Raw genomic sequence first — 17,212 nt, forward strand, 5'->3', positions numbered from 1 at the left:
TGCCAATTCGGAGGCTGCGCAAAGCTTTGATAGCTTTGCGCAGCTTGATTTTAAGCAGGTTTGTCGCTTTTGCGACCAATGCTCAGAAGTTGGTACAGCACCAGAGCCGCAAAGGTTGATGTACCAATTCCGCCGAGCGCAAAATTTCCAATATTGAGGGTGAAGTCACCCGCACCGAAAATGAGTGCTACGCCAACAGTGAAGAGATTGCGCGGATCGGAGAAGTCAACCTTGTTAACGACCCAGATGCGCGCCATTGCCGAGGCAATCAGGCCAAAGACCGAGACCGCAAGACCAGCCAGAACCGGCGCGGGGATGGTATGCAGCATTGCACCGAATTTGGGTGACATGCCAAGTGCAATCGCTACAACGGCAGCAATGACGAAAATCAGTGTCGAATAGACCTTGGTCATGGCCATCACGCCAATGTTTTCAGCATAGGTCGTGACACCTGTGCCGCCACCGAAACCTGAAATCATTGTGGCAATGCCGTCACCAAAAAAGCCGCGCCCGATATAACGGTCCATGCTCTGTCCGGTGATAGCGCCAAGCGCTTTGATATGGCCGAGATTTTCAGCAACCAGAACGATCGCCACCGGCGCGATCAACGTGATCGCAGGCCATGTGAAAACAGGTGCCGTGAAGGCGGGCAGGCCAAACCATGGAGCGGCACCCACAGCGGCAAAATCGATGCCCGGAACAAAGCCGAGGCCATTGCCGAAAATCAGCACAAGGCAATATCCGAACAACAGCGCCAGCAGCACGGCAACGCGCTTGGTTGCAAGCGAGCCATAGGCAGAAATCATTGCCATGCAAAGCACGGTCAGCAGTGCGATTGCCATATGCGCGCCAGAGCCTTTAAGCTGGCCGATTGCTACGGGTGCGAGATTGAGCCCGATGGCGACGCCGATGGCGCCTGTGACGACGGGCGGCATCAGACGCTCGACCCAGCCGGAGCCTATGGCCATGACCACCAGCCCTATTGCGGCATAAAGTGCACCGCAGGCGATGATGCCGCCAAGAGCGAGTGCGATGTTCGGATTGGGACCGCTACCGGAATAGGCGGTGACGGCAATCACCACCGCGATGAAAGAGAAGGACGAACCAAGATAACTTGGCACGCGACCACCGGTCATTAGGAAGAAGATGAGTGTTCCGATGCCGGAGAAAAAGACGGCGACATTTGGATCAAAGCCCATCAGCAATGGTGCAACGATCGTAGAGCCGGACATGGCCAGCAGATGCTGAATGCCCATCGGAACGGCCGCTGTCGTTGGAAGCCGTTCGTCGGGCAGCACCGTGCTGTTCCTGGTTAGATGCCACTTTGGAAAATAGGACATGGACCCCTCGTAAGATGTTTATCGAAAGGCCATTAACTGCAATTCCACCGGATCGCCAGTGTGTTGGGGGCACGTTTTCTTATGATAAGGTCCGGTTGGATGATATTTCCTCAGAAAATGCTTGCCACGGCGGTAAAGAACAGCGAGTTTGTTTGGAGCGTTTCCTTATCTCAATGAACCGGACGGCTTTGCAAATCAGCTTGTTTTTGATTCAAATTATCTGTCGATGGAGGTCGGCAGATATGTCAAAGGCTCTTTGTGGTGATCTGCCGAACCCGAACGACAAGCACGCACGTCGGATTGATATTCTCCAGTCGACAAGCATTCTTCCCACCAGATCACGTTTCCGAGCAGGCCTTACAGTTTTCGGCGTATGACGTCCTGCAACAAATTTCTTCAGACGGGTGTTTTGTTTTCAAAGCATACCGCCGCCGCTTGCATTCATGCGCGGCAAAGGAAACTGTTGCGATAACTTGATGGCGGAAACCGTATGCAAAACAATCAAGTCAGAACGGATCTGGCGAAAATTTCAGGCACGCAATGATATGATTAAAGTCACTGCGGATTAAAAAATGGCGATCGAATTGATTTGAACTGGTCATCAGCCGGGTTGCGGTTTAATCAGATTTATCTTGAAAAACTGGATGCATAAATGACTACCCAATCCGATCCAAATCTGTTGAACGATCTTTCATCATTGGTGCAAAAGCTTGCCGATGAGATTGATCCTCATCTGATTGAAATTCGTCGCGACATTCATGCGCATCCTGAAACAGGGTTCGACGTTGAGCGCACTGCAGGCGTTGTTGCACGCGAATTGGAAAGTCTGGGAATTGAGCATCAAACCGGTGTTGGTCGCACCGGTGTGGTTGGTTGGATAAAAGGCGGGCGTCCGGGCCCCACATTGCTGATCCGCGCCGATATGGATGCACTGCCGATTGAGGAGCAGACAGATCTTCCTTTCGCAAGCCAGTATCCCGGAAAAATGCATGCCTGCGGACATGATCTGCACACAGCAACACTCATCGGTATTGGCAAGGTTTTAAAAGACATTGCGCCACGTCTGAGCGGAAATGTGAAACTCATGTTTCAGCCAGCCGAGGAAACGCAGGAAAGTGGTGCGCGCGCCATGATTGCCGATGGTATTCTCGATGGTGTCGATTATGCTCTGGGTTTCCATAACCACCCGGATGAGCCAACAGGCACTTTCACCTTCGTTGAAGGTGTCGCTAACGGATCTTCCGACGAGTTCGATATTACGGTTCATGCCGCATCCGGCCATGCAGCACGACCGCATCAGGCAGTGGATCCCATTGTTGCAACCGCACAGCTCATCACGCAGCTTCAGACGATTGTCTCGCGTGAAGTCGATCCGATGCTGGCCGCTGTTTTAACGATCGGCTCAATCCATGGTGGTCACACGCATAATATCATCCCGGATTCTGTCGCCATCATGGGGACCGTGCGCTGTCAGGACCGTGGCGCACGCGATATTATCGAAGCAGCCGTTCGCCGCATTTGTGGGGGGCTTGAAGCGTCATTACGTGTGCGCTGTGCCATCAACTATGTACGCGGAGTGCCATCGATGGTGTCGGATTCCTATTTGATCGAGACCACCGGAGCGGTCATTCGCGAGCATTATGGTGATGTGTTTTTCAAGCGCGGGGGGAGCCTTGGCGCAGAAGATTTCGCATTGGTTGGTGAAAGAGTGCCTTCGTTCCAGCTTGGCATTGGTGCAGCACAGCAAGGTCGCGACGACAAGCTGCATAATTCCGATTATCAGCCTGACGAACGCTGCATTGCCAATGGCGTTGTTGCGCTGTCGCTTGCTGCTGCGCGCATTTTGTCCTGAAATGAAGTGGGCGGCGTAGAGTGCTTTTCAATCTGATTTTATCAGATTGGCGCTCCCAGGCCGCCCTTTTATTTTATGCGCAGAGATATCGGTTCGATAATGCATGGATATGATTGGTGCCAATGCCACAGCATCCGCCAATAATGCCTGCACCGTTCTTGACCCAGCGCGTTGCCCATGCCCCATAGGCATCGGGATCAAGGTCTGCGCGAATTTCGGTCACTTTTGCGTTGGCTTCTTCATCGCCCTGCTGGGACGGAAATGCGTTGGCATAAACACCCACTGGAATATCCTTGCCCAACGCATCAAAGACCTGTTTTGCCGCGATGATTGCTGCATCCATCACTTCAGGCATCGCACAGTTGAAAAGAAGGGCTTCTGCACCCAGTTCGGCTGCAAGCCTTGCTCCATCGGCAACCGATTCACCAGAACGAAGCTGCGCTTCTGTCATGGCATCGGGCGCGATATCATCCCGCAATGTATAGGAAATCCAGAATGGCTTTCCTGTCGCGCGGATCGCTTCATGGGCGGCTTTCACTTCGATGAGGCTGCTTTGGGTTTCTGCAAGCCAGAGGTCAACGGATGGGGACAGCCCATCCACCAGCACATTGAGCAGTTCTCCCGCACGCGCAGGATCGAAAAGCTCTGGCTGATAAGATCCAAAAACCGGCGGCAATGAACCGGCTACTTTCACATCGCGGCTGGCTGCATTGGCCGCGTCGCGTGCGATTGTGCCGGAGAGGGCAGCGAGTGCGTGGCCTTGTGCTGCGAAACGGTCTTCACCAATGTGAAAAGGCACGACTGCATAACTGTTGGTGGTGATGACATCTGCACCAGCGGCGATATAGTCATCATGCACCTGACGAACAAACTGCGGCGCTTCCATGAGAGCGAGCGCCGACCATTCCGGCTGGCGGAAAGGCGCACCAACGCGCTCCAATTCGCGGCCCATGCCCCCGTCGAGAATGATTGTCTTCTTGCTCATCATTTTATGTCCTTGTTGTTATTCATCGCGGCAACATCTGTTCGCTGGGCAATGATACTATCCAGCCAGCCGGGCTTCATTTGCGGAACGGAGGCCAGAAGCTTTGCGGTGTAATCGTCATAGGGTGGGCTTAAGACGTCTGCCTTCAAGCCATAGCGCACCACGGATCCCTGATGCATGACGGCAATTTTGTCGGCAATGGCACGAACGATTGCGAGGTCATGTGTGACAAAAAGATAAGACGTGCCCGTCTCGCTTTGTATCCGACGCAGCAAGTCGAGAATGCCTTCCGCCACCAGTGGATCAAGTGCAGAGGTTGGTTCGTCGCACAAAAGCAACTTGGGGCGCGCGGCAAGGGCACGCGCGATACAAACCCGCTGCTTCTGACCGCCCGACAATTCTGCCGGATAGCGATCCAGAATAGTTCGTGGCAGCTCATTCAACTCAAGCAACTCATGAACGGCGTTTCGACGTTCCTCACGTCCCATGCGGAAGTAAAACTGCAACGGCCTGCCGATAATATCGGCGATGGTACGACGCGGGTTGAGTGCGAGATCGGGCAACTGGCTGATCATCTGGATATTCCGCAGCGTTTCTTTCGACCGCTGATCCACGCTTGGCGGTAGCTGCGCCCCGTCGAAACGGATGTCTCCGCCGGAGGGCTGAAGAAGGCCGCTGACCACGCGTGCCAGCGTCGATTTGCCGGAGCCGGATTCACCCACGATAGCCAAGGTCTGACCTTCCGCGAGATCTATCGTAACCGCCTTGAGCACCGGTGTTGCCGGGTCGTAGGCGGCAGAAATATTGGCAATAGAGAGAAGGGGGGCGGATGTTTGGGGCTTCCCTTCTATTTCCTTCTGGCGAACAGCAACTAGCTGACGCGTGTAGTCTTCGCGCGGCGCATCGAAAATTGCGCGAACAGAGCCTGTTTCAACCATGCGTCCATGACGCAATACCATAATGTCGTCGGCAATCTGGGCGACGACGGCCAGATCATGGGAGATATAAAGCGCTGCAGTGTGGGTTGTTTCAATCGCTCTCTTAATGGCAATCAGAACTTCAATCTGTGTTGTGACATCAAGCGCAGTCGTTGGTTCATCAAAGATTACAAGATCAGGCCTGGCACAGAGCGCCATTGCCGTCATCGCACGTTGAAGCTGTCCGCCTGATACCTGATGCGGATAGCGTTCGCCAAAATGCTTCGGGTCGGGCAGACCAAGCAAGGTGAAAAGTTCGATTGCGCGGGCTTTGGCTTCCGTGCGCTTCATCAAACCATGCCAGACCGCGGCCTCGGTAACCTGATCAATCAGCTTGTGCGCTGGATTGAAAGCGGCAGCAGCGGATTGTGCGACATAGGCAATGCGGCAGCCACGCAGTTTCTGCGTATCTTTACGGGACAGGGAAAGAATGTTCTGCCCATCCAGCGTGATGGTTCCGCCCGTAATCTCAAGACCACCGCGCGCAAAGCCAAGAGCTGCAAGACCGATGGTCGATTTGCCGGCACCCGATTCCCCGATAAGCCCAAGCACCCGGCCTTTTTCCAGCGTCAGATCAACGCCATCAACGACAAGTGTTTCACCCGCGCTGATTTTCAGGCCATCAATTTTCAGCAGTGGGCTTGTGTCCTGATCAGCCATTGTTTTGCACGCCTTTCTTCAGGCTGGACGTGCGCTGCAAAATCCAGTCGACAACAAAATTGACGCTGATCGCAAGCAGAGCAATGGTTGCACCGGGAATAAGGGCCGCAAATACGCCGAACATCAGCCCATCCTTGTTTTCCTTGACCAGACTGCCCCAGTCGGCAATCGGCGGCTGCACGCCAAGCCCCAGAAAAGACAAAGTGGAAAGAAACAGGATCGAAAAAACGAAGCGCAGCCCAAACTCTGCCAACAAGGGTGACAATGCATTGGGCAGAACTTCATTGAAGATAATCCAGCGTTTGCTCTCCCCGCGCAGGCGTGCAATTTCGACGAAATCCAAAACCACAATATCAAGAGCGATAGCGCGGCTGACGCGGAAAACGCGGGTCGCTTCCAGCACCGCCATCACGGCTATCAGAATGAAGACGCTTTTGGGTAGAACGGCCAATACAACCAGCGCAAAAATAAGCGTGGGTATCGCCATGAGCAGGTCGTTGCCGCGCGACAGCAATTGGTCCGGCCATCCGCGCGCCAAGGCCGCAAGAAAGCCGAGCGGCACACCGATCAGAAAGGCAAGCATTGTCGCGGCTGCTGCAATCGATAATGTCAATCGGGTGCCCCAGATGAGACGGGACAGAAGATCGCGGCCGATATTGTCCGTTCCAAGCAGCGCCTCACGCGATGGTCCTTGCCAGACGGTACCGACCACTTCCGAGATAGGATGGGGTGCGAGCCAGTTGGCGAAGATGGCGACGCATAGGAAGAAGGCGATGCCACCAAAGCCGATAGCAGCAAGCAACCGCGAACCTTGTCTGTGTTTTTTCATCGTGGATGCCTCAACCGTGGATTGGTCAGAATGACAATGACATCCGCAATGATATTGAGGCCGATATAGACAGCCGCGAAAATAAGACCACAGGCCTGCACCACCGGTACATCACGCTTGGCGACATGATCGACCATATATTGGCCCATGCCCGGATAAACAAAGATCACTTCGACTACCACCACACCAACAACGAGATAAGCCAGGTTGAGTGCGATCACATTGATGACAGGTGAAAGCGCATTGGGCAGGGCGTGTTTGAGAAGAATGCGCCAGCGTGGCAAGCCTTTGAGCTGGGCGGTTTCGATATAGGGTGATGACATCACGGCAAGCAGCGATGCACGTGTCATACGGACCATATGCCCGGTTACAGCAATCACCAGCGTCATACAGGGTAGAGCAATTGCGGTCAGCCGCTGCCAACCGCTCATTGATGAGTTGACAAGGGCGCTTGATGGCAGAAGCCCGAGCGAAATCGCAAAATAGGCGATTAATATATAGGCTACGAAAAATTCGGGCAGCGATATGGTGCCAAGCGTTGCCACAGCAATGCCGCGATCAATTGCAGTCCCCGCATAGAGAACTGAAACCACCCCCAGCACCAAGGCGAGTGGAATAGCGAACAGGGCTGCCATCGCTGCCAGATAAAGCGTATTGGACAGACGCGGTCCTATGCTTTTCGCAATATTCTGCCTGTTGGAATAGCTGCGTCCAAGATCCCCTTGAACCGCATCGCCAAGCCATTCAGCATAGCGTTGGACAGCGGGTCTTTCCAGCCCCAGTTCCTTGCGGATATTTTCAACGGCCTGTGGGGTTGCCTGCTGCCCCAGCATTGCTGTTGCAACGTCGCCCGGCAAAATCTGCGTTCCGGCAAAGATAACGACGGAAATTGCCCACAAAAGCGCAATGCCAAGAAGGATGCGTCGGACAACCAAACCAAAAAGCGTGTTTTTACGCATAAATCCAATCGAATATCGCTGGCGTTTATCCGCTGCTGTCGTGATTACCGTTTGTGATTGGTGTGTTGGCACGTCTGTCATTGGCGGTCCAGGTCATAGGCGATCAGTGAAGGCGAGTGGTTGAAAGTCCGCCATGCAATCTTGCTGCATTATAAGGCGCCGATGGTGTTAGCCCTTCGACGCCTCTCTGCCAAGACTCTTATTCGGATTACTAAAAAGACGGTCGCTAACCCGTTACCTTATTCTTCAAGCCAAATTTTTTCGGCCAGTCGATAGCCGCTCATGTCACCACCACCGGGAACGGATACATAGCCCTTCACTTTGCCGCTGGCTGCTGCAAGATTGTCGGTGAACACAGGGATCAGCTCGCCACCATCGTCCACGATCAGCACTTGCATGTCGTGATAAATTTGTTTGCGCTTGGCTTCGTCAAGTTCAATACGGGATGCAGCAAGCAGTTTGTCGAATGTCTCATTGCTCCAGCCTGTTTCATTCCACGGAGCACCGCTTTGCAGCAGCATTGAAAGCATTGCATCGGCGGTTGGGCGCACCGACCAGTTGGATGCCACAAACGGCTTTTTCAGCCAGACTTCATCCCAATAGCCATCCGATGGTACGCGCTCGACATCAATGGTAATGCCGGCTTTAGCCGCAGATGCCTGATAAAGCTGGGCTGCATCTGCCGAACCGGTAAAGCCGTTGTCTGAAACGCTAAGTGGGATAGAACCAGAGAAACCTGATTTTTTCAGATGGAACGCTGCTTTTTCAGGATCATAAGCGCGTTGCGGAATATCCTTTGCATACAAGGCGTTCCATGATGGGATCGGATGATCGTTGCCGACCGCACCCGTTCCGACGAGCAGGCTTTTCTGCAGTTCTTCGCGGTCAATCGCATATTTGAGCGCAAGCCGCAGATCATTGTTTTTCAGAAGCTCGGAATCCGTGCGCATCGGAAAGCAATACATCGAATTTTCGGGCGTGCGTAAAATCTGAATGTCCGGACGCGCGCTCAGATGACTGACCATGCGTGGTTCGACCGCATTGATAATATGTGCCTGACCACTCATCAGCGCCGCCATACGTGCAGTCGTATCGTCCATTGCGATGGTTTCAACGGAATCGACATTTGCACGGTCCGGGTGCCAGTAATTCGGATTGCGGCGCGTCAACGCGCGGATACCGGGCTGGAAATCTTCCAGAATAAATGCGCCAGTGCCAATGCCTTTATCGAAGTCTTCGCCATCCGGTCCGATGCCAAGGTGATAATCGACGAAAGCAGCCGGAAAATCGACATTGCCTGCATTCAGCGTGACGGTCACTTCATGCGTGTCCGAAGCAACAATATCGGTTACGGCGAGCAACACACCCTTGCCACCTGATTTGGTGTCGTCTCCCCGGTGATGATTGAGCGAATAAACCACGTCCTTTGCAGTGAGTTCTTTGCCGTTATGGAATGTCACACCTTTGCGAAGGCGGAATATCCACTTGCTGGCATCTGCATTTGCTGGTTCCCAGCTTTCCACCAAAGCGGCCGTAAGTTTTCCGTCGGGGCCAAGTTCCAGCAATGTGTTGAAGAGCTGGAAGCCGACAGTATACATATAGGCCATTGTGTAGGATGCGGGATCAAGATGATCGGAACTTGATGCCGAATGCATGGCGATTACCAGATTGCCGCCCTTGCGCGGCTGCATGTCCTGCGCGCGCGCCTGTGAGGGCAACAGCAAACCCGTAGCGGTCATTCCCATACCGGTTGCGATAGCTGCACTGGCCGACATGCTGAGAAACTGGCGCCGCGAAGGCTGTAGAGAAATGATCGGGCTCTTCTGGTGAGACATGCTTTGCACTTTGACGCTAGAGGTCTTCAATAGGGGTTTATAAGTCTTGTTAATCCCATTGGAGACAATCCTCAACAAGCAATAAATAAAATAATTGCACACCAAAAATAGAATAATATTCTAATGTCTTTGCGCGTCGTGAGGTTTCGTTAAGTTTCGCCTCGTAGGAGCCGTATCATGGCGAGCGCGTGCAACTTATCGATTTGCTGCGCACAGTCGCCATTGAAGTACGAATAAAGCCGGGATTGATCTTGTGGCGTAACGTCAGGGCTTTATGGAGGGCTTGCTCTTCATTCTTCGGGCATTCAGGACTGATACGGCGCCCCAATGTCTTGAAAGTCACCGCACCTGTTGAAGCTGGAGATAGCTCGCAACGATCTGCTTACGCATATGCGGATCCAAAGAGCATCGTATTGTTACGTTTATTATCATAAAGGCTCTGCGATCCTGGTTACGTCACGGCCTGAAGATTTTGCATCGTAAAGAGCCTTATCGGCGCTATTCCATATGACATCAAATTCTGCACGTGTATTTACATGCCCACTGCAAATACCAATACTTATGGTAAACGGTACTGCCCGCCCACGATGTCTAAATGGGTCTTCGGCAAGTTTTTTGCGCAACTCCTTGCATTGCTGCTCACTGGAAATCGATGACTGCCCGGGAGCTAAAATCATGAATTCTTCACCGCCGACCCTCGCCAGCAAATTATCGTTCGAAAATGTATCTTTTATAAGCTCTGCACAATGTTTTAAAGCAGCGTCACCGACGGCATGGCCATAAGTGTCGTTTATCCGCTTGAAGTAATCGATATCGATCATGATAACGGAAACCAGACCGGAATAAGTTTTTCCTGCGCCCGGATTGGCGACCGTCTCAATGCTCCATCTATTAAGAAGCCCAGTCAGGGGATCACGCAGCGCTATCTCACGCAGATTGTTCATGCTGCGCTCATAAGCGATCAACAGGGAAAAAGCGCCACTCGCGCCAATATGGATTGCGGCAGCAATGAGATTGAGTTGCAAAAAAATATCGGCAGGCAACAACGATTCCATGGATGGTTCGAAGAACCAGCCCTGGAGTGCGCGCAAGAAGGAAGAAATTATGAGAACAGCATAGCTGGCGATCAACCCCCATTTCGATTTCAAAACTTCCCGTTCGGTGGCGATTGACCATATAATTGCGAGGATCTGTATCGATATGAGCAGATTTATGATGCCAAAAACTGTGCTGTTGCCCAGCAGCGGCCAGGATATGAAGGTGAAAATTGCAGCCAAAGGCAGCAGTGTCATCTTCACCAATGAAGTCGAATGATGAAAAAACTCGCGGATGGCAATCCACCGAAAACAAAGACCAACAAACAGCAGTAAATTAGGAAAAAAAACATCAGCGGTACTTCCGCCAATTTCCTTTGAGAAGATGAAAAATGCAACAGCGAAAATAATATTCGATGTCACCATGTATAGCCAGTAATAACGGTCCCTCCTTTCAAGTCCCGCAAATGCGAAGGCAATCGCAAAAACCACAAGCCAAAGTGCATTGATTGTGAAGAGTGTCTGCTGATTTAATTCCATTATTGCAGACATTGTCTGTTCCTGAAGTTCATACATTTAAAGCGGTTGCGACGGCGCAATTCCAGATTATTCAGGCTCGAGCTTTCCGAGTCTACGATACAGCTCTGCCCAATTGCCAATGTTTGCCAAAGCTCTTCTAGAACATCGCCAAGGGTCCAGTTTCTCGTGAACGTTTGCGATCAGCCGTTCCGGCCCGCTCAACAGCGCATCGCGCAAGCACACGGCACGGGCCTATAACTGCAACAATATTCCCGACAAACTGAATCATTGGCCTCTGGGGATAGGATGCAAAGGTTTGACCGCGCCGAAAACCGACAATCCACGTTTTAAGAGTGGTTAAAAACATGCGCGTTACCGTGGTTGTCTGAGCTCGGGGAACAGGAAGAAATGTATTTTCGAGGTTCACTGCTCCTTGAACATTCCAGGTTGCAAGAGATTTCCCTTCAGCCAAATCCGTAACGCTGGAGAGCAAAGAACTAGTTGGAACATTCATGTGCATTAAGTTGAAATCCAATTTTCTAAGCGCATCAAATATTAGCAGATTTTTAAATATAGTGCAGTCTTTTTGATCAATTGCATTTTGGCTTATCTAATTGTTTCGAAAAGATAAAATCATCTTTTCAAAACAAATTTTCTTAAGAATCAATATAGAAACGTAATTTTATGCGACTCAACAAAAGAGTTAGACCGTTATGACCGGGGACCAAGTGATGCAAATCGGCGCAACGTTGTTGGCAAATGAATAGCGTTGCTTGCGCCGATTGGATGTTTGTTCAACTGTTTCGTGTAAAATACGATTGATTTGACCTGGTCGCCCCTTCTTGAACAGCGGAGGTTAATTTTTTTCTTACTTCTCAAGGTATTAATCTGGATTTACACGTTGGAGCTCTATTCAGATATAGTTGACATCGCCGTCCTGCTCACTTTCGATTATGTCGAGAATTTCACGACACGCATATAGAGGCTTCGGGCAAGACGCAATTCGCCCAAAATGCTAGATGCGATTAGCTGGATGCGCGCCAGTGGAATTCATGAGTGCGGTATCAGAACGCGCTGAAAACCACTGTGCCATGATCGGAAAGCCACTGAAGCGGACAGATGAAGAGACAACAGACGTTATCCTTGATGTGCCAATCTATTTAACAACTTGGCACTCATTTCACTTGCAGGTCTGCCAGATTGTTCTCGACGGCGGCGATATTCAGTTCAAGCTCGGCGATCTGTCGAAGGATGTTTTTATTCGGCAGGTCGTCACACTCCGCAGCTTCTGTGAGAAGCTTTCGTTGCTCGGCCTGCAAAATGTCAGAAAGTCGTTTGAAACGCTTCACAAGCGATTGATCGTCTGATGAACTCAATGGATTTTCCTTTTTTATTTTCCCGACTACATCTGCAAGCCAATGCGACATTGCAGACTGGAGCGTCTGAAATTGGAAACAACCCGCGTCATGCGCGTGCGCTGCAGGGTTGTCGAAGGTTAGACGATCAGACGCGCTCGATACGTGTCTCACCTTCTATATTCTTGTTGTTGATTTGCATATGGCCATTGTTTGTTCGCGGCACTTACGTAAAAATCTAAATCAAAACGTTTATACAATAGTATAATGCCTTGTTTGCCCTTGTCGAGAGGGCATTGCATTCATCTGTGTTGTGATGTCGCGAGCGTCTGCCCGCAACGTTGGCCCAGATTAAAAAGGGGCTGGCAGGCGCAGATGAAAGGGCCAACGTTTATTCAAAACGCTGGCCGGTCCGTTGCTTTCGGCTTGTGAATGCGATCAAGGAGCGATGAAATTATGCTTCAAAGAGATTAAAATGCACTCGAAAAGCCAAAAGCGCGATATATGTTTAAAAGCATAGGCAAGAAGGCCATAAACTTTGATCTTTATGGATGCTGTGCGCCCGTGACGGTCAGATAGACCGCATAGAGTGACTTCGTCGCGGTAATAAAAAGCCGATTACGGCGAGGGCCACCAAAGGTGAGATTGGCAACTGTCTGCGGCGTCTTGATCTTGCCGAGAAGTTTGCCTTCCGCTGAGAAGCAATGCACACCGTCGCCTGCACTGGTCCACAGGTTGCCGTCCGTGTCGAAGCGGAAACCATCTGGCAGACCATTATCAATCGTGCAGAAAACCTTGCCACCGGTTACGCGCTTGCCATTGTCCACGACATCGAAAACCCGGATATGACGCGGCGCCTTTTCGTCGTGGCTATAGGCGCTGTCGGCGACAAAGAGTTTCATTTCATCGGGCGAAAAGGCGAGGCCGTTTGGCTGCACGAAATCCGTGATAACCGCCGTTAACGCACCGCTTTTCGGATCAAGCCGATAGACATTGCGAGTTGGCTGTTCGGGATCAGCTTTATAGCCTTCATAATCCGCCATAATGCCGTAGGTCGGATCGGTAAACCACACCGTGCCGTCAGAACGCACGATCACGTCATTGGGCGCGTTGAGCTTCTTACCCTGATAGCTGTCCGCAAGCACGGTGATACTGCCGTCCAGTTCTGTGCGGGTGACACGGCGTCCGCCATGTTCGCATGAAACCAGCCGTCCCTCGCGGTCGCGCGTATTGCCATTGGCAAAATTTGAAGGTTGGCGGAAAACAGAAACGCCGCCGTCAGGCACCCAGTGCAGAATACGCTGGTTAGGAATATCGCTCCAGAGCAGGCAATTCAGATCGCCAAACCAGACCGGACCTTCGGCCCAGCGACAATCGCTGTAAAGTTCATCAAGATCCGCGCTTGATACGATCAGATTCTTAAAGCGTTCGTCGTGAATTTCGTAAATCGAAGGATGCTGAGACAAGGAAATAACTCCGGGGAATGTTGTTTAACGCTCTGGTCTGCGGCTGCTGGCAAGGAAAATCACCGCAATAATGGTCAATCCCGTAAGGACCAGACGAACACCGGCACCGAAGCCATAGGTGTTGAGCATCGAGACGATGAGGAACATGAAGAGAGCGGCACCCCAAATGCCAGGGATGTTGGAATCGCCACCGGCGACGGCTGTGCCGCCGATGATGACCACTGCAATCGACATCAGGAGATATTCAGCACCCATATTGAGTGCGGCACCGCCAGAAAAACAGGCAAGCAGGAAGCCGCAAAGCGAAGCCAGAACCGCGCAAAGTAAATAGGTGACGAAGCGTGTTCCATCGACCGGAACGCCTGCCATACGTGCGGCAAACGGGTTTTGCCCGATGGCCGAAATCCAGCGACCATAAATGCTTTTCTTGAGAAGTACCCAGCCAAGGACCGACAGAATTAGCGCCACGATTGCAACATTGGGAATGCCAAAAACGGAAGAGGTGGTGAACTGAGCCAGAACTTCCGGTGGCTTTACGCGCAAGCCGCGATTGCTCCAGATAGCGGTCGACTGGATGAGGAAACTCATCGACAGCGTTGCGATAATCGGCGGAATACGCAGCAGCTTGATCAGCGCATAATTGCAGATGCCAATGCCAAGACCGATCAGCAACGCGACTGCAAGTCCCGCCAGGATCATGCTGTCCTGCGAATCCATCAGTTTCAATGCCAATGTTGCAGCAAGGGTCATGGTGGCAGGAACCGAGAGATCGATATTGCCGGGTCCGAGCGTGATCACGAACATCTGCCCGAGGCCGACAATCACCGAAAAGGATGCGAAGGTGAAGGCTGCATGTGACAATCCTCCGGCACCCGCACCACCGGTAAACAAGACGGTGATGATCCAGACCGCGATGGTTGCGATGAATGACCAGATCCATGGGCGGCTTGTAAGAACGGAGACAGCGCTCATTGCTTATTCCCCTTACGATCGAGGCGGTTGAGGAAGAGGCGAAGTGCAAGCACGAGGATGAGGATTCCGCCTTGCGCACCAATCTGCCAGTCGGGCGAAATGCGCATGAAAGAGAGGAATGAACCTGCGAGCGTGAGCGTCAGCGCACCAATGACAGCGCCAATCGGTGAAATGCGGCCACCGACAAATTCGCCGCCGCCCAGAATGACACCGGCGATGGAAAGCAGCGTATAGCGCAGCGCAATATTGGCATCTGCCGAGGTGGTCAGCCCTACAAGCGCGATACCGGCAAGCACCGCAAAAAAGGCTGCAAGCGCATAGGTTCCGGCGCGGATTGCGGTGATCGACCAGCCAGCGCGCTCAATGGAACGTCCATTGCCGCCAGCACCACGCATCAGCACGCCAAAGGTCGTGCGCATAACGATGAAATGCGTGACAACGGCAATCAGAATGCTTGCGACAATCGCCATGGGTATAAATGGCGGTTTTGTGGTCATGATCCAGCGTGCCCAGTCCGGCGCCTGGCCGCCGGGTGAGGGCAGCAGCAGAACTGCAAGACCACCCCAGACGAACGACATTCCGAGTGTGACGACGATAGATGGCAGATTGCGCAGATGGATGATGGCACCGAGTGCCGCATAGGCTGCAATCGCTGCGGCAAGGATCAGAACGCCGATGATGGGATCCGTGTTGAGATAGGTCGCAGCCACGCAGACCACAAAGCTCACGAAGGTTCCCATCGAGAGGTCAAGATCATTGACCGCCATGATGAGCATCTGCGCAATTGTTGCCAGCGCAATCGGCACCGCGAGATTAAACAGCAGGTTGAGGCCGGTATAGCTCATGGCACGCGGCTGCATGTAGAAAACAGCAGCCAGCAGCAAAGCGAGCGAGAAAACCGGCGTTAACAGGCGAAGGGATGAGGCCGAGAGGCGCATTATTCGTGTCCTCCCTCAAAAGATGCAGCAAGCACGTTCTTTTCCGTGATTTCGTCGCCGACAAGTTCTGTCACGATTGCACCGTCGCGGAAGACATAGACACGATCGCACAATTCGATCTCGTCCATTTCGGTGGAATACCAGACAAAGGTGCGGCCATTTTCAGCTTCATGGCGCAGGATTTCATAGACTTCCTGCTTGGTGCCGACATCGACGCCACGCATAGGGTCGTCCATCAGGATGGCATCGGCAGTGGTAGCAAGCGCACGGGCAAACAGCACTTTTTGCTGATTGCCGCCGGAAAGCGACAGGATGCGATTGCCCACATCCGGTGTGCGGATCTGGATTTTGTCTTTCCATTGTGCGCCGAGCTGATCTTCGCGGCTCTGATCGACAAGCTTCAGCGATGAGAGACGATCAAGCGAACCGATGGTGAGGTTGTGCAGGATGCTCCAGAGCGGAAACGTGCCGTTAAGGCTGCGATCACCCGCCACGAAAGCGATTTCGCAATTGCGCGCAGGCAACCAGTTTGGTCGGCGGGCATAATAAAGATCAAGCAGCATTTTTGTCTGGCCATGACCGGCAAGCCCGGCAAGGCCGATCACCTCACCTTTGAAAGCCTGAAACGGCTTGCTGTCATTGGCGCGCTTTTTTGCAGAGAGAACGACGGTGCCTGGCGTGTGCGCTTTTGCTGTGCGACGCGCCGCCTTTTCGCGTTCGACGCTACCCATCGCTTCGACAAGGCTGCGATTGGTGAAATCGCTTGCTGCGCGATTGGCGACAACCTTGCCGTCCTTCATCACAACGATGCGGTCGGAGGTTGAGAGGATTTCTCCAAGCATATGCGAAATGAGGATCACCGATCCACCCGTGCCGACAAAGCGACGGACATAGGCCATCAGCTGCGCGGCAATGCCTGCATCAAGTGAAGAGGTTGGTTCATCAAGAATGACGAGTTTTGGCGCTGTGCCGGGTGCAGTGAAGTTGATGGCGATTTCAACCATCTGGCGTTCGGCAATGGACAACTCATCAACGGTCGCGGAGCAATCGATCTTGTGGCCGGGAAAAATCTCGCTGAGCTTGTTTGCTATGAGATCAACAGCCTTGCCGCGCCAGTTGGCACCCGCAAGGTCGCGCTGCATGATGCGGACATTTTCGGCAATTGTCAGATTGGGGAAGAGCGACAGCTCTTGAAAGACGCAGCGCACGCCATGCTTACGTGCAGTCGCCACACCATGACCCGCTTCGCCGTGATAGGTGAGGCTGCCTTCATGTGGGCTAAGGCCACCATTGATGACATTGACGATCGTGGATTTGCCAGCACCATTATGGCCGACAAGTCCGATACATTCGCCTTTATGGATCACAAGTTCGGCGCCATCGAGTGCCTTTACCGCACCGAACTGCACGCGGATATTGCGTGCGACGACGACCTCGCTTTTGTCGATTGAATTTGCCATGCACTCGAACTGTATTGGAGATGAGGGAGGG

Annotated in this window: 14 protein-coding genes; 3 read left to right on the forward strand and 11 right to left on the reverse strand. The window is 52.5% G+C overall.

Features of this window, described 5'->3' with window-relative positions; genetic code table 11:
* Positions 1-50: 50 nt before the first annotated feature.
* Positions 51-1,340 (reverse strand): solute carrier family 23 protein, encoded by a 1,290-nt coding sequence (locus tag OPR82_RS12575; RefSeq protein WP_265985145.1) that lies wholly within the window; start codon positions 1,338-1,340, stop codon positions 51-53.
* Positions 1,341-1,582: 242 nt separating this feature from the next.
* On the opposite strand from OPR82_RS12575, the gene OPR82_RS12580 reads away from it, so the two are divergent.
* Both OPR82_RS12580 and OPR82_RS12585 read left to right on the forward strand, forming a co-directional pair.
* Positions 1,583-1,717: a hypothetical protein gene (locus OPR82_RS12580; protein ID WP_265985147.1), complete on the forward strand. Its 135-nt coding sequence runs from the start codon at positions 1,583-1,585 to the stop codon at positions 1,715-1,717.
* 275 nt (positions 1,718-1,992) lie between these two features.
* Positions 1,993-3,192: a M20 metallopeptidase family protein gene (locus OPR82_RS12585; protein ID WP_265985148.1), complete on the forward strand. Its 1,200-nt coding sequence runs from the start codon at positions 1,993-1,995 to the stop codon at positions 3,190-3,192.
* Positions 3,193-3,265: 73 nt separating this feature from the next.
* On the opposite strand, the gene OPR82_RS12590 is transcribed toward OPR82_RS12585, so the two are convergent.
* From OPR82_RS12590 to OPR82_RS12615, 6 genes are all read right to left on the reverse strand, one after another.
* Entirely contained in the window at positions 3,266-4,177 is a 912-nt protein-coding gene (locus OPR82_RS12590) for a homocysteine S-methyltransferase family protein (RefSeq protein WP_265985222.1), read from the reverse strand.
* On the reverse strand, positions 4,177-5,814 hold the full coding sequence (locus OPR82_RS12595; RefSeq protein ID WP_265985149.1) for an ABC transporter ATP-binding protein: 1,638 nt from the start codon (positions 5,812-5,814) through the stop codon (positions 4,177-4,179). Before OPR82_RS12595 ends, OPR82_RS12590 begins: the two co-directional genes overlap by 1 nt.
* Entirely contained in the window at positions 5,807-6,643 is an 837-nt protein-coding gene (locus OPR82_RS12600) for an ABC transporter permease (RefSeq protein WP_265985150.1), read from the reverse strand. Before OPR82_RS12600 ends, OPR82_RS12595 begins: the two co-directional genes overlap by 8 nt.
* Complete coding sequence (locus tag OPR82_RS12605; RefSeq protein ID WP_265985151.1) at positions 6,640-7,602, reverse strand: ABC transporter permease; 963 nt, start codon at positions 7,600-7,602, stop codon at positions 6,640-6,642. Before OPR82_RS12605 ends, OPR82_RS12600 begins: the two co-directional genes overlap by 4 nt.
* A gap of 239 nt (positions 7,603-7,841) precedes the next feature.
* Positions 7,842-9,437: an ABC transporter substrate-binding protein gene (locus OPR82_RS12610; protein WP_265985152.1), complete on the reverse strand. Its 1,596-nt coding sequence runs from the start codon at positions 9,435-9,437 to the stop codon at positions 7,842-7,844.
* A gap of 428 nt (positions 9,438-9,865) precedes the next feature.
* On the reverse strand, positions 9,866-11,023 hold the full coding sequence (locus tag OPR82_RS12615) for a GGDEF domain-containing protein (protein ID WP_265985154.1): 1,158 nt from the start codon (positions 11,021-11,023) through the stop codon (positions 9,866-9,868).
* Between the two features lie 1,019 nt (positions 11,024-12,042).
* Between OPR82_RS12615 and OPR82_RS12620 the strand changes: the two genes are divergently transcribed.
* Positions 12,043-12,357, forward strand: coding sequence for a hypothetical protein (locus OPR82_RS12620; protein WP_265985155.1), 315 nt, complete (start codon positions 12,043-12,045; stop codon positions 12,355-12,357).
* Positions 12,358-12,890: 533 nt separating this feature from the next.
* Here the strand turns inward: OPR82_RS12620 and OPR82_RS12625 are convergent.
* From OPR82_RS12625 to OPR82_RS12640, 4 genes are read right to left on the reverse strand one after another with little or no spacing between them, the layout of a single operon-like run.
* Positions 12,891-13,811: an SMP-30/gluconolactonase/LRE family protein gene (locus OPR82_RS12625; protein ID WP_265985156.1), complete on the reverse strand. Its 921-nt coding sequence runs from the start codon at positions 13,809-13,811 to the stop codon at positions 12,891-12,893.
* A gap of 24 nt (positions 13,812-13,835) precedes the next feature.
* Positions 13,836-14,783 carry an ABC transporter permease gene (locus OPR82_RS12630; protein WP_265985157.1) on the reverse strand — a complete coding sequence of 316 codons (948 nt, stop codon included), beginning with the start codon at positions 14,781-14,783 and terminating at the stop codon, positions 13,836-13,838.
* Positions 14,780-15,721, reverse strand: a complete 942-nt coding sequence (locus OPR82_RS12635; RefSeq protein ID WP_265985159.1) for an ABC transporter permease — start codon at positions 15,719-15,721, stop codon at positions 14,780-14,782. Before OPR82_RS12635 ends, OPR82_RS12630 begins: the two co-directional genes overlap by 4 nt.
* The gene (locus tag OPR82_RS12640; protein ID WP_265985161.1) at positions 15,721-17,181 is read right to left on the reverse strand and encodes a sugar ABC transporter ATP-binding protein; all 1,461 of its coding nucleotides are present in this window, start codon (positions 17,179-17,181) and stop codon (positions 15,721-15,723) included. Before OPR82_RS12640 ends, OPR82_RS12635 begins: the two co-directional genes overlap by 1 nt.
* Positions 17,182-17,212 lie beyond the last annotated feature (31 nt).

The organism is Ochrobactrum chromiisoli (assembly GCF_026241335.1).
Lineage (GTDB): Bacteria > Pseudomonadota > Alphaproteobacteria > Rhizobiales > Rhizobiaceae > Brucella > Brucella chromiisoli.

Bases quoted from the DNA above. Each gene is read 5' to 3' on its own strand.
- OPR82_RS12595 (WP_265985149.1), bottom strand. From the start codon at position 5,814: ATGGCTGATCAGGACACAAGCCCACTGCTGAAAATTGATGGCCTGAAA.
- OPR82_RS12620 (WP_265985155.1), top strand. From the start codon at position 12,043: ATGAGTGCGGTATCAGAACGCGCTGAAAACCACTGTGCCATGATCGGA.
- OPR82_RS12610 (WP_265985152.1), bottom strand. From the start codon at position 9,437: ATGTCTCACCAGAAGAGCCCGATCATTTCTCTACAGCCTTCGCGGCGC.
- OPR82_RS12600 (WP_265985150.1), bottom strand. From the start codon at position 6,643: ATGAAAAAACACAGACAAGGTTCGCGGTTGCTTGCTGCTATCGGCTTT.
- OPR82_RS12590 (WP_265985222.1), bottom strand. From the start codon at position 4,177: ATGAGCAAGAAGACAATCATTCTCGACGGGGGCATGGGCCGCGAATTG.
- OPR82_RS12575 (WP_265985145.1), bottom strand. From the start codon at position 1,340: ATGTCCTATTTTCCAAAGTGGCATCTAACCAGGAACAGCACGGTGCTG.
- OPR82_RS12630 (WP_265985157.1), bottom strand. From the start codon at position 14,783: ATGAGCGCTGTCTCCGTTCTTACAAGCCGCCCATGGATCTGGTCATTC.
- OPR82_RS12640 (WP_265985161.1), bottom strand. From the start codon at position 17,181: ATGGCAAATTCAATCGACAAAAGCGAGGTCGTCGTCGCACGCAATATC.
- OPR82_RS12635 (WP_265985159.1), bottom strand. From the start codon at position 15,721: ATGCGCCTCTCGGCCTCATCCCTTCGCCTGTTAACGCCGGTTTTCTCG.
- OPR82_RS12585 (WP_265985148.1), top strand. From the start codon at position 1,993: ATGACTACCCAATCCGATCCAAATCTGTTGAACGATCTTTCATCATTG.
- OPR82_RS12605 (WP_265985151.1), bottom strand. From the start codon at position 7,602: ATGCGTAAAAACACGCTTTTTGGTTTGGTTGTCCGACGCATCCTTCTT.
- OPR82_RS12580 (WP_265985147.1), top strand. From the start codon at position 1,583: ATGTCAAAGGCTCTTTGTGGTGATCTGCCGAACCCGAACGACAAGCAC.
- OPR82_RS12615 (WP_265985154.1), bottom strand. From the start codon at position 11,023: ATGTCTGCAATAATGGAATTAAATCAGCAGACACTCTTCACAATCAAT.